14 protein-coding genes are annotated in these 12,711 nt (G+C 33.4%); all 14 read left to right on the top strand.

Annotation, left to right across the window (positions count from 1 at the left end):
• Complete coding sequence (locus tag J3S90_RS01160) at positions 1-807, top strand: hypothetical protein (protein WP_210644154.1); 807 nt, start codon at positions 1-3, stop codon at positions 805-807.
• 286 nt (positions 808-1,093) lie between these two features.
• Positions 1,094-1,924, top strand: a complete 831-nt coding sequence (locus J3S90_RS15890; protein ID WP_317192524.1) for a peptidoglycan DD-metalloendopeptidase family protein — start codon at positions 1,094-1,096, stop codon at positions 1,922-1,924.
• A 13-nt stretch (positions 1,925-1,937) separates the two neighbouring features.
• Complete coding sequence (locus J3S90_RS01150) at positions 1,938-2,360, top strand: hypothetical protein (RefSeq protein WP_210644152.1); 423 nt, start codon at positions 1,938-1,940, stop codon at positions 2,358-2,360.
• Positions 2,361-2,720: 360 nt separating this feature from the next.
• Positions 2,721-4,967: an RHS repeat domain-containing protein gene (locus J3S90_RS01145; protein WP_210644151.1), complete on the top strand. Its 2,247-nt coding sequence runs from the start codon at positions 2,721-2,723 to the stop codon at positions 4,965-4,967.
• A 3-nt stretch (positions 4,968-4,970) separates the two neighbouring features.
• Positions 4,971-5,270 carry a hypothetical protein gene (locus tag J3S90_RS01140; protein ID WP_210644149.1) on the top strand — a complete coding sequence of 100 codons (300 nt, stop codon included), beginning with the start codon at positions 4,971-4,973 and terminating at the stop codon, positions 5,268-5,270.
• 708 nt (positions 5,271-5,978) lie between these two features.
• Positions 5,979-6,266, top strand: a complete 288-nt coding sequence (locus J3S90_RS01135) for an RHS repeat domain-containing protein (protein ID WP_210645495.1) — start codon at positions 5,979-5,981, stop codon at positions 6,264-6,266.
• Positions 6,267-6,440: 174 nt separating this feature from the next.
• A complete protein-coding gene (locus J3S90_RS16235; RefSeq protein WP_210644147.1) occupies positions 6,441-6,887 on the top strand; it encodes a lipase family protein in 447 nt (148 codons plus the stop codon).
• Between the two features lie 16 nt (positions 6,888-6,903).
• Positions 6,904-7,782: an ankyrin repeat domain-containing protein gene (locus J3S90_RS01125; RefSeq protein WP_210644145.1), complete on the top strand. Its 879-nt coding sequence runs from the start codon at positions 6,904-6,906 to the stop codon at positions 7,780-7,782.
• Positions 7,783-8,371: 589 nt separating this feature from the next.
• Positions 8,372-8,983: a hypothetical protein gene (locus J3S90_RS01120; RefSeq protein WP_210644143.1), complete on the top strand. Its 612-nt coding sequence runs from the start codon at positions 8,372-8,374 to the stop codon at positions 8,981-8,983.
• A 135-nt stretch (positions 8,984-9,118) separates the two neighbouring features.
• Positions 9,119-9,487 (top strand): hypothetical protein, encoded by a 369-nt coding sequence (locus J3S90_RS01115; RefSeq protein ID WP_210644141.1) that lies wholly within the window; start codon positions 9,119-9,121, stop codon positions 9,485-9,487.
• 526 nt (positions 9,488-10,013) lie between these two features.
• Entirely contained in the window at positions 10,014-10,595 is a 582-nt protein-coding gene (locus J3S90_RS01110) for an RHS repeat domain-containing protein (RefSeq protein ID WP_210645494.1), read from the top strand.
• Between the two features lie 23 nt (positions 10,596-10,618).
• Positions 10,619-10,963 (top strand): hypothetical protein, encoded by a 345-nt coding sequence (locus J3S90_RS01105; protein WP_210644139.1) that lies wholly within the window; start codon positions 10,619-10,621, stop codon positions 10,961-10,963.
• A 2-nt stretch (positions 10,964-10,965) separates the two neighbouring features.
• Positions 10,966-11,355 (top strand): hypothetical protein, encoded by a 390-nt coding sequence (locus tag J3S90_RS01100; RefSeq protein WP_210644138.1) that lies wholly within the window; start codon positions 10,966-10,968, stop codon positions 11,353-11,355.
• A 357-nt stretch (positions 11,356-11,712) separates the two neighbouring features.
• Positions 11,713-12,222 (top strand): REP-associated tyrosine transposase, encoded by a 510-nt coding sequence (locus J3S90_RS01095; RefSeq protein ID WP_210645493.1) that lies wholly within the window; start codon positions 11,713-11,715, stop codon positions 12,220-12,222.
• Positions 12,223-12,711 lie beyond the last annotated feature (489 nt).

Genomic DNA, 12,711 nt, shown 5'->3' with positions numbered 1-12,711 from the left:
ATGAAAGAGAAGAGTATTTGCATTTCTATTAAGTATAAAAATAATATTAAACAAGAGGGAATAATCTTGTTTTTTACTGAATTGTTGAAAAATAAATTTGATAAAACTTTTGATGAATTTCATTACACTATAACAGATAAAACTAAGTCTAGCTGGAAGCAATACACAAAAAGCGGCAATTTTACGCCAAATAGATTTGCTAAATTTATAGATTTACAAAAAGACTTAAACGATGATGTTTATATTGATTTTGAATTATTAACAAATTTAAAGAATTATGTTTTTAAGAGTAGAGATATTGATGCTTCGTTTTCATGCAGTCAGTCGAGAGATATTAAATCTTTGGATTTTATTTTTAATGCTGCTTGGATTTCTCAATCACTTCTATTAGATTTTATTAGTTCTACAGTTTTATTTATTGAAAGTCAGAACGGGGAAACTATTTATGGTTATGTTCTTGAATTAGCAAATGAAAAAATGCCAGCGCTTTATATGCAAGGTATTAGTAATATTAAACTGGGTAAGAAAGAGGAAGGTATTTTATACTTTTGGTCAACTAATTTAGCTAATTGTGAAAGTAAGATTATAGATATTTTTTGGGGTAATATAATATCATCTAAACATATTATAGGTGATGAAACATTAAAAAAGATTCAAGAAATAGTTGGCGCTAAAAACGTTATGTTGTTAACAAAGAATATTATCTGGTTTAATATTAACGAAGCTATTTCTGATTTTGAGATTTTAAAATATTCAAATCAACGTAAAAAGTTAATTGATTATTTCAAAGGACAAAAGATGATTTGAAGCTCGGCCTCCCCCAGCTGGCGCGAGCAGAAATAAGTACAACGGCTAGCGCGATGCCTCTGGCTCGTACATACAAAGTTGAGCAAATAAACAAAATAAAATGCCAAGCATAATTGCTTGGTTTTTGTGTTTTATATTGTTGAGAAAAAACTGACCATTTGGGAAGTACTTCGTATATTACAACCTGAAACGGAAGTATAAGTCAGCATGTCGAGTACATAGCTTTTAACTCTCTTTTTTATTGTTTTTTTGGAATCGCTGAATCTCATAAAATCGATTTGGAGCCATTTTATTCGAGGAGCATTCTAGCTCGTTTTCTTCGCCTTATCTTTTTAATGGAAAGGAATTAGACAGAGAAACGAATATTAGCTATTATGGGGCTAGATATTTAGATATGAAGACGAGTTTGTGGTTGAATGTGGATCCGATGGCGGAGAAAATGCCGAATTATGGTAGTTACGTTTTTGCTTTTAATAATCCAGTCAAATTTCTCGATCCTGATGGAATGCGTCCAATTCCTTTATATGATAAATTTAAAAAATGGTCTTGGAGAATTGATTCAGGATTTGGTGCAAGAAATACTGGGCTCCCGGGTGCCAGCAAGTTTCACAGAGGTTTAGATTTCAATTATGTAGGAGGGGGTGATACTGATTATGGTTCTTCAATATTAACTACTCATGATGGAATAGCTACAGTTGACAATGATCCTTCAGGGGGAGAAGGAAGAATGGTAATAATTACTTCTGCAGATAAAAAGTTTCGCACAAGATATTTTCATTTGAGTAAAATAACTATTAAAGATGGTCAGGAAGTTTCTGAATCTGATGTAATTGGTGAAATGGGCGGTAGTGCAAATGGGAAAGAAAAAGGGAGGCAAGTTCATTTACATTATGAAATACAAAAAATTAATCCAGAAAGTGGAAAGTACGAATCGATTGATCCAACTGAAGGAAATGGTAAGGATGGTAATAAAGTAATCGATCCTCAAAAATGGATTAACAAAACCACTGATGATAAAGTAAAATTTGATTGGAATTTTGGAGGTAAAAGTAAAGTTGAATTTGATGTCAATTTCAAAATCCCTAAAATAGAAATCCAAAAAACGGAAGATAAATAGCAAATTAATTAAAATGAAAAATATATTGATAACTAGTGTTTTAGTATTTAGCTTGATTTCTTGTCTAAATAAACACAAAAATGATGTGATATTGAATAATGATCAAAATATCAGAAAGGAAAATTTTGATATTTTTTTTGACAGGTTTAATAATGATTCAGTTTTTCAAATTTCTAGGATTATATTTCCGTTGAATAATGAAATTTATGACTTTGAATCGGATAAGTTTTTTAAGGAAAAGATTAAACAAGAAAATTGGAAATACTTTAATTTTGCAACGCTCTCGAAGAAATATATCACTACCCTTGATAAAATCAAGGAAGATGAGGTTAAATTAAATATACAAATTGTTGACACGGGAGTAAATATTGACTATTTCTTTACATTTAAAAGTAATAAATGGGTTCTGGTAAAAATTATTGATCAAAGTACATAGTACCCTGTATCGTCCTAAAAAAAAGTTTACATATTTATAGTTGATCCTAGTATAGGTTTACAACTCCCCCGCCGTCGCGAGCATAAGGTATTACTGGGCTAGCCCCGATCGCGCAGAATTGCATTCTGTGCCGGTAAAGTTGAGCAAGTAAACAAAATAAAAAACCAAGCGTAATTGCTTGGTTTTTGTGTTTTGGAGTGGTTTAAAAAAAATGTAATTATAAAAACAGATACCCTAGCCCAGATAGAAGGGAAAATCCTTTTTTGTTCGCCGCGGCGGACAAAAAAGATTGGAATGATAGCTGGAAATAGCTCCTAAAACAAAGTAAAACTAGGCGAAGTCGAAAAGGAAATTCGAACCTTGCGTATTACACCAACCGATGTGCAAACGTATATTTCGCAGTTCGAATACGATACTTGGAACCGAATTCAGAAAATGACCTATCCTGATGGTGAAGTGGTCGATTATACCTACAACCGAGCGGGTAATTTGCAAAGCATGCAAGGCAAGAAAGAAAGTCATACGTATGATTACATCAAGCAATTGGCGTATGATGAATTTGAGCAACGCAAGTATTTGAAATACGGAAACGACACCGAAACCAATTATACCTACGATCCTACGATGCGTCGATTGCAACAACTGCAAGTCAAAAGTGGAGCGAGGCAAGTGATGAACAATTCGTATGGGTATGATCTGGTTGGAAATGTATTGAATATCAAAAATACCGCTCCGATTATCAATAATACATTGGGCGGAACCTCCAATCATGAATACCAATACGATGATTTTTACCGACTGAAAACTGCCAAAGCCATTTACAACGGTGAGTTTACCAAAGCCAAGTATGAGTTGAACATGAGCTACAATAAAATGCACAACATTACTAATAAAAATTTAGTGCATACGGTGAACAATGAGCAAAAAGGCTATGTGTTGGATTACAATTACGATAATGAATTGCATCCGAATGCGCCCAACAAAATAGTAGAAGTAGGAAAAGCAGAGCCAAGAGTTTACGTTTATGACGGTAACGGAAACCCAACGAGTTATTCTGAAGAAAAGAGCTTTAGAAAAATGACATGGGACGAAGAAAACAGACTCATGGGAATCAATGACAACGGACGCATTCATCAATATACGTACGATGCAGGAGGCGAAAGAGTCATAAAAAGCTCTGGAGATTCTCAAAACGTGGCCATCAATGGACAAACGGCTGCAACTATTGTGCATACCGATGATTATACAGGATATATTTCTCCTTATTTTGTGATCAGCAAAGGGAAATTTACCAAACATTATTTTGAAGGCGCAGGACGTATTGTGAGCAAATTAGGAAACGGCGCCTTTGCACAACCTTTGGGTATTACTGCTGGCGGAGTAAATTATACAAACCTGACGGCAGAGCAACAAAAAGCAATGGATACTTATGTAAAAAGTTTAGGTTTACCGCCCGGACCACCCACCCAGCAAGGTATTTATGCAACGCCCGAGTTTACTGGCAATCCGTATCCGAGTGAAGTGCTAAAACCCGCAGCAGAAAACCAAGCACCGCCGGAAGGCTGGCCAAAAAATCCTATTTTTAATAAACCCGGCGATGTTCCAGGTCCACCAGTTCAATTTGGCCCGCCCGTGGAACCAACAACGGTAAAGCCTGGAGAAGGATTTACAGGAATTGGATTGCCTGAGAATGATATTTTTTATTTCCATCCCGATCATCTCGGAAGTACTTCGTATATTACCACCCGAAACGGAAGCATTAGTCAGCATGTCGAGTACATAGCCTTTGGAGCCATTTTATTTGAGGAGCATTCCAGCTCGTTTTCGTCGCCTTATCTTTTTAATGGGAAGGAATTAGACAGAGAAACGAATCTTAGCTATTATGGGGCTAGATATTTAGATATGAAGACTAGTCTTTGGTTGAGTGTGGATCCGTTGGCGGAGAAGTATCCTAGTATGTCACCATATAACTTTTGCTTTAATAATCCTTTGATATTTGTAGATACTGATGGTCGTGCTTCTGATTGGCATGAAGACGCTAATAATAAAAACGTACTAATTAAAGACAAAGGAGACAATGCTGAAACTTTAAGGGAATATGTAAACAAAAACAATAAAGATGCTAATCTTACTAAATCTGCATCCAAAACTTTATATTCAAGTATGAAAGACAATAAGGTTAATATTGATAAATTGAATCCTGAAACATTAAATCAGAATAAATATAATTATAATTATCCAGGTTCTGATAACCCAAGAAAATACAATGGTCAATCTGATTATTCGGTAAGACCATTTAAAATTGAAGTTCCAGCTTATATACATGATAAAGATTACGACGCAGTAAAAGCATCAGGCGCATCAGGTCTTCTGTTACAGTTCAATACAATTCAAGCAGATAAAAAATTTGTAAAAAGTATGGATCGGTTGGCTAATAAATATTGGGAAGCTGGTGAATATAAATTATGGTGGCAAGCAACTAAATTAGGAGTAGGCCTAAATCTTCTTTCTTCGCCTAAACAATCCGTAAATAATATTATTGAAGTAGTTAAAGGCGCTTTGACTGTTCCATCTTCATTTACAAATCCTATTTATTTACACCCTTAGATTATGAAAAAACTTTCATTTATTATAAGTTTTGTATATGTATTGTTAGGGACTATTATTGTTCTTTTCAGTTTTCCTAAATATGCAATTTTTAAATTTGATTATGATAATTTGTTGTGGATTATATTAGAAATAATAACTATTCCTATAAATGTACTTTTGTGGGGATTGGTAATGGTAGATAACTCTATTTTATCTACCTGTATGTTACAACTACCAGTATTTTTCATTACTTGGTTTTTATTTTATAAATTTTTAAGTTGGATAAAAAGAAAGAAGAATAGAAATGCTCAAAGTAATTAAAGATTTATAAACATATAACTATCTAAAAAAAACCGAGCAATTTTGCTCGGTTTTTTTATGCTGTAATATTGCTACATTTTTAGCGAAGAAATCTTTAAATTTTTCTTGGGGATTATTCTTAAGCTAATTGTTTAATCATATCCTTTTGAAACAGAAACGCTTTTAAAAGCGATTTCACACACTTTCTGTCATCATCTTCCAGTAATTGTGCTTTAGTAAACATTGTCAAAAGTTCGGTATCTGTAATTGTTTATTGGGCTTTTTCGGCCCCCGATCGCTCGGATATCTCGACAAGGCTAGCGCAGATTTGCAATCTATGCTCACAAAGTTGAGCAAATAAATAGAATAAAAAACCACGCGTAATTGCTTGGTTTTTGTATTTTTAATGTTGAGAAAAAACTGATAATTTGTGAAGTACTTCGTATATTACAACACCAGCTGGCGCGAGCAGAAATAAGTTCAACGGCTAGCGCGGTGCCTCTGGCTCGTGCCCGTAAAGTTGAGCAAGTAAACAAAACACAAAAACCAAGCTTAATTGCTTGGTTTTTGTGTTTTATAATGTTGAGAAAAAACTGATCATTTGGGAAGTACTTCGTATATTACCACCCGAAACGGAAGCATAAGTCAGCATGTCGAGTATATAGCCTTTAACTCTCTTTTTTATTGTTTTTTTTGAATCGCTGAATCTCCTAAAATCGATTTGGAGAGATTTTATTTGAGGAGCATTCTAGCTCGTTTTCTTCGCCTTATCTTTTTAGTGGAAAGGAATTAGACAGAGAAACGAATCTTAGCTATTATGGGGCTAGATATTTAGATATGAAGACTTCGCTTTGGTTCAGTGTGGATCCGTTGGCGGAGAAAATGCAAAATATTGGAGCTTATGTGTATACTTTTAACAATCCTATTAATTTAATTAATCCTGATGGACAAGCACCAACTCCATATGAAGCTGCGCTAATGTCATCGCACGTTTACGACAGCAAAGTTAAATTATGAGGTGGTTGGAAAGTTTCTAATATTGCAAAAGGTATAAAATTATATAATGATGATTCAGGTTTTAAATCTGCTATTTATGAAAGAAAAGACGCAAATGGAAAAACAGAATATACTTATGCTACTGCTGGAACAGAAGAAAGTTGGAAAGATGTAGGTGCAGATGTAAAACAACCTTTGGGTCTATCGCGACAATATAAAGACTCAAAGAAGACGACAGAAGCTGTAAAAAAACGAATAGGAAATGCTGAAATCACCTTTACGGGGCATTCTTTAGGGGGTTCTTTAGCAGAATGGAATGCTGTAAGTACTGGAGGTAAAGCTATAACTTTTAATCAAGCGGGGTTAAGTGTTTTTACCAAAGGCAGATTTGGTTTAAATGGAGCAAAAGTAGATGCTTATATTACCGCAACAGATCCTCTTAATTTTTTGCAAGATATAATTACACCTCTGCCAGCAACTAGCGGTAAGAGATATTACTTAGCTCCGAAAAGTTGGAGTGCTATTCTTAACGGACATAGTATCAATAACAGGATTGAAAATTTACAAGGAACAAGAGGCTTTTTTGAAAAAACATGGGATATAATAAAAGAAGCTATAACTCCTCCAACATCATTACGTTAACAAAAAATATAAAAAGATGAACTCTAAATATATAATTTTCGGTCTAGTTTTTCTTCTCCTCAGCTGTAATAGAGAAACTAAAGTAGATAAAACAAAGTTGATAGGAAAAGATTACAGATTATTTCAAGATACTCCAGCTTGGGCGTTATCTAAAGCAGTAGAAGATGAAGACATTATTAAAATTAGAGAAGAAGTTGCAAAAAACAAATCAATTATTAATTTTCAAGAGTCTCGGTTTGGTGGAACTCTTTTAATGTTTGCTATATATAATAATCAATATAAAAGTTTAAAAACTCTACTTGAATTAGGTGCAAATCCGAACTTGAAAGACTTTAAATACGGTACAAATGCGGTAATTTATGCAGCAGGAAATGAAGATCCGGAATATTTAAAATTAGTATTAAAATATGGAGGAAATGCTAATTCATTAGAAACAGCACCAGGAAAAGAGGGTGATCAAGCAAGAAGTGCGGGTTTAAATAATGCAATATCCTATGTGGATCCCAATAGCCTTGTAAGGGTAAAGCTCTTGGTAAATGCCGGGGCAGATATTAATTATTCCAATAATGGTCCAGAAGTCTATACTAATTTACCTTTGTCTGATGCCATAGTTCATGATAATATGGACGCGTTATTATATTTATTAGAGAAAGGAGCAGATTACGATAAAATACTGTACAGGATGGCAGATGATCACAATGTTTATATTCTCGAGGGTTTACGTACAGTAGTTGTCGATTTGAGTTCAGACCAGTACAAAGCCAAAACCAAAGCTATTCAGTTTTTAAAAAAGAAAGGGCTAGATTATGATAAAGAACCAATTCCGGACTATATAATAGAGAAAGTAAAGAAAAAATATCCCAAAGATTGGAAAGATTATAATAAGAAATATTAAAGACAGCTCTACGAAGAATTCTTTAGAAAAGTAAATTTGTCGTGTATGCTGTGCGAATGTCTCTGACTTCGCCCCCGGCTCTGCGAAGAGTATCCCAGCTCTACGAAGGGTTCTTAAAGTTGGCGACTGCTCCGCAAATGTCTCAGGACTTTGCGCTTTTTTAGAAAGTTGTTATAAGTCGTAAATTTGATAAAGTCTCCTGACTTTTACGAGAAAGGCTATAAGAGCAGTTTTGCTAGTGTTGTGAATTAAACATAAAAAAACCAAGCGTAATTGTTTGGTTTTTGTGTTTTATAATGTTGAGAAAAAACTGATCATTTGGGAAGTACTTCGTATATTACAAACCCGATAATTTAGGAAGTACTTCGTATATTACAACCCGAAACGGAAGCATAAGTCAGCATGTCGAGTACATAGCCTTTAACTCTCTTTTTTATTGTTTTTTTGGAATCGTTGAATCTCCTAAAATCGATTTGGAGCCATTTTATTTGAGGAGCATTCCAGCTCGTTTTTTTCTCCATACTTGTTTAATGGGAAGGAGTTAGATAGAGAAACTAACCTATAGTATTACAGTGCTAGGTATTTGGATATGAAGACCTCACTTTGGTTGAGTGTGGATCCGTTGACTTTGAAAGAAGAGTTTCTAGAATATGATGAAGATAATTTATCTTCAACAGCTTTTAATCCTCAAAATCTATCTACCTATGCTTATTGTTACCAATCTCCTGTAAAATTAAAGGATCCAGATGGTGAAAATCCAATTTTTTTTGCAATTGGAGGCGCACTAGTTGATTACGGTATACAGGTAGCTGCAAATTATTCTAAAGGAGCTAGAGGATCCGAAGCATTTACTAAAAATATTAATGTTTCTTCTATAGTTCTTGCAGTTGTTGAAGGCGGTTTAACAAGTGGAGCTAGTGTTGTCAGAAGATTAGTGGTGAAAAGTGCTGTAGCTGTAGCAAATAATATTGTAGAAATAAAAACAGGAAAGGATGGCAATTGGGAGCACTCAGTGGAAACAAATGTGAAAAATATTTACAAAAATGTTGCTATTGACGTAGCAATGGAAGCTTTTGGGGGAAAAATTGGTGCGGTTGCAGGGGATAAAGCGTCTAAACTTATTAAAATTAATAGTGGTGAAATAGCAAAGAATACGAAAAGATTCTACGCTCAGTTAATATCAATGTTACTGGAAGTTTAAATAGAACGATCAAACAAACTGCTAAAAGTATAAAAAATGTAGCTCCAAAAGTTAATGATCAATTTCAGAAATCTTTAAAGAATGCATTTAGCGCAGGCACAAAAACTAAAATTGATATAATTAAAGAACGAACAAATGAAAAAAAATAAAAAAGTTTATAATTACATTTCTAGCTTATTTTTGATATTAATATTTATCTATATTTTTTTTACGCTTTTTAAATGGTTCTTTGTTGACTTAATTTTAGAAAATAATTCTTCTACTAAGAACGCTGTCGTTATAAATGAGAAGAATATTTATCCTAATCAAAATATTAGCCCAAGGGATTTTTCATATTCATATAGTTTTTTTGTAAATAATATCGAATATAAAGGAGATTCACAAAGTAGCAAGTTTTCTCCTGGTGATACAATAGAAGTACTTTATTTAGAAAGTTTTCCGTCTATAAATAGACCTGCATATTATTTGAAAGATGATCCAGAAAGTTTAAAAATGCGAAATTAAAACCACAGCTCTACTAAGAATTCTTTAGAAAAATAAATTTGTCGTGTACGCTGTGCGAATGTCTCTGACTTCGCACCCACAAAGTAGAGCAAGTAAACAAAATAAAAAACCAAGCGTAGTCGCTTGGTTTTTGTGTTTTATAGTGTTAAGGCGTTTGAGAGTGTCTGTTTTATTTTTAAATTATAAATAGCAATATCAATAATGCTAAAAATAGATTCTTTTTGTTTGCTGTCTAACTGTTCAATTAATTGCCCCAGCTGGCGCGAGCAGAAATAAGTTCAACGGCTAGCGCGATGCCTCTGGCTCGTGCCCACAAAGTTGAGTAAGTAAATAGAATAAAAAACCAAGCGTAATTGCTAGGTTTTTATATTTTATAATGTTGAGAAAAAACTGATCATTTGGGAATTACTTCTTATATTACAACCCGAAACCGAAGCATAAGTCAGCATGTTGAGTACATAGCCTTTAACTCTAGTTTTTATTGTTTTTTTGGAATCGCTGAATCTCCTAAAATCGATTTGGAGCCATTTTATTCGAGGAGCATTCTAGCTCGTTTTCTTCGCCTTATCTTTTTAATGGAAAGGAATTAGACAGAGAAACGAATCTTAGCTATTATGGGGCGAGGTATTTGGATATGAAGACTAGTTTGTGGTTGAATGTGGATCCTTTGGCGGAGAAGTTGGCTAATTACGGAGCGTATGTTTACACATTCAATAATCCTATTCGATTTACAGATCCAACTGGAATGATTGCTGAGCCACCCACGGGTGTTGATGCGGAAGATGGCGCCATTCATATCGATAGCAGTAGCAGTTGGAAATATGATAATGCTTCTACCACTTGGGTAGGACAAAAGGATAAAAATTGTGTAAAGTCAAAAGATTTAGGAAATACGATTGAACTTGATAACGTAAATGTTAAAGGTTATAAAAGTAATTATGTTTCCTCGGGAGATTTCGGACCTTCATATGGACGTGAGAAAGATTTGCAATATAGTTTAATGCTTGTGGGAGCAATTGCAGCTCCAATATTAGCAGTTGAGGGAGCTTTAGCTGCTGGCGGATCCTATTTATTAGAGAGGGGGCAGCAGCAGCTTTATCTCAAATAACTTGGGGCTCTGCTGGAATTAATATGGCATCTAATGCAACAGCTCAATATTTAGCTAATGGAAGAAGTTTTGGAGATATAAATATGGTATCGACAGCTAGCTCAATAGTGCCTGGAATTGGCCCCGCAATTTTTGGAGAAACTATAGGGTGGACGCCTAATAATATTATGAAAGGTCAGGGATTTCAAACTCCAGAATCATTTAACAAATGGGCTGTTCAAGCAGGTTCTGCTGTTTTGAGTAATCGTTTTGCAAAAGCAAGTGATAATTATCTATCAGGTTCAGGTTTTGGAGAAGCGATGGTTAGGGAGTATTTTAAAGGAATAGTAGCAGTTGGAGCAAATTCAGCACCACAAGGAATTAAGTAGTTATGAAATTAAAAACAAAAGCAATATTAGTTTTAAGTCCCTTAATTTTTATTTTTGTGTTCGCTTATATACGAACTCACAAATTTGAAAAAGAGTTTAAAAACAACGGTAAAATAACAATTGGGAGAATTGATTCTATTTTCACACCACCTAAATGGGCATCAACCGTTTATTTATTTTATTATGTTGGTAATAAAAAACATACCTCTTTTGAAAGTGATACAAAATATAAAGCGACCAAAAGAGATATCGGTAAGTTTTATGAAATTAAATATTTACCAGATTCTCCAGAAATAATTAGAGTAGATTATTCAAAAAAAATTACAGACACTACTGCTATTTTAAAAGCGGGTTTTTCAAGAATAGAAATAGGAAATTTAAAAGGGAATTGAACGATATAAACCTATCGCTCGGATATGTCGACAACGATAGCGCAGATTTGCAATCTGTGTCCACAAAGTTGAGCAAGTAATAAAGAGAAATAAGTACAAAAAAACCGAGCAAATTGCTCGGTTTTTTTGTCTGAAAAAGTATATAACCCAGATCGCTCGGATATGTCTACAACGATCGTGTGGATTTGCAATCCGTGCCCACAATAATATTCTTTAAATATAAATTTAAGAGAGAATCTTTATTAAAACAAACTTCAAGAAGAAAGGAAAAGAATGTTATTTGTAGCTTTTGTTGTATTTTAGATAAAAAAGATTTAAATAAAATATAAAGCAAAAACGACAGATTAGGCTTATTTTATAACAATAACTACAGTAGGTTGGGTTGATGTTTTTACGCGACTCAATCAAAAATATAATATCGTTAATGCTTTGCAATATTGTCAAGAAAAAAAAGGACTTGAAATTTATGCCTATTGCATTATGCACAGTCATATCCATTTAATTTGTAAAGCCACAAATGGTTTTATTTTATCGGATGTGATGCGAGATTTCAAGAGGTGTACTTCAAAGAAAATTATTCAAACTATTATGGACGATCCAGAGAGTCGTAGGGAGTGGCTTTTGTCTTATTTTGAGAAAGTATGCGAAGATTTAACAAGGAACCAAAGCTATAAAGTATGGCAACATGGCTATCATGCAGAAATAATAGAAACGAATTGGTTTATAAAACAAAAGATTAATTATATTCACAACAATCCTGTAAAAGATAAAATAGTTACATTGCCAGAGGTCTATTATTTTAGCTCTGCAAGAAATTACGCGAATTTAGAAAATGAATTGGATGTTTTAATTCTAGATTTGTTTTAGATTGTTTGATTTGCTTTATTGACACGGATTGCAAATCTGCTTGATCCGTTTTTGCCAAAAGGAAAAATGAATTCAGTTAATTCATAAAAAAAAATATAAAACCCCAAAAATTAAATGATTATAAAAAAAACAATATTGATGATTGGTGTTTTATTATTAATTGCGTTTGTTATGCAAATTGTTTTGATAGGAACTTCTCCTAAAATTGATTGTGATTATATTAAAAATCAATTATATTTTTTGACTGAAACGTTAATAATTCAGTATTTAATATTGGTGTTTATTGAGATTTTATTTTTAAAGTTTTGGATAAAATCTGAAATTAAAAAAAGCATTAAATCAGTTTTAATTTTCACAATTTTATTTATAGGGATGTTTGCATATCTGTTTTGGGAATATTATAATGACCTGTGTAATTAAAAGTCTATGGCGCAGATTTACAATCCGTATCCAAAAAGTTGAGCAAGTAAACAAAATAAAGAAACAAGC

The sequence above is a fragment of the Flavobacterium flabelliforme genome (assembly GCF_017948675.1).
In the GTDB taxonomy this organism is placed as follows: domain Bacteria; phylum Bacteroidota; class Bacteroidia; order Flavobacteriales; family Flavobacteriaceae; genus Flavobacterium; species Flavobacterium pygoscelis.
Note: the sequence above shows the minus strand (reverse complement) of the source record. Positions and strands in the feature narration are given on the sequence as shown.

Excerpts from the sequence above, each read along its gene's own strand:
- J3S90_RS01120 (WP_210644143.1), top strand. The coding sequence starts at position 8,372 with ATGAAGACCTCACTTTGGTTGAGTGTGGATCCGTTGACTTTGAAAGAA.
- J3S90_RS01150 (WP_210644152.1), top strand. The coding sequence starts at position 1,938 with ATGAAAAATATATTGATAACTAGTGTTTTAGTATTTAGCTTGATTTCT.
- J3S90_RS01105 (WP_210644139.1), top strand. The coding sequence starts at position 10,619 with ATGGCATCTAATGCAACAGCTCAATATTTAGCTAATGGAAGAAGTTTT.
- J3S90_RS01140 (WP_210644149.1), top strand. The coding sequence starts at position 4,971 with ATGAAAAAACTTTCATTTATTATAAGTTTTGTATATGTATTGTTAGGG.
- J3S90_RS01100 (WP_210644138.1), top strand. The coding sequence starts at position 10,966 with ATGAAATTAAAAACAAAAGCAATATTAGTTTTAAGTCCCTTAATTTTT.
- J3S90_RS01125 (WP_210644145.1), top strand. The coding sequence starts at position 6,904 with ATGAACTCTAAATATATAATTTTCGGTCTAGTTTTTCTTCTCCTCAGC.
- J3S90_RS01160 (WP_210644154.1), top strand. The coding sequence starts at position 1 with ATGAAAGAGAAGAGTATTTGCATTTCTATTAAGTATAAAAATAATATT.
- J3S90_RS01115 (WP_210644141.1), top strand. The coding sequence starts at position 9,119 with ATGAAAAAAAATAAAAAAGTTTATAATTACATTTCTAGCTTATTTTTG.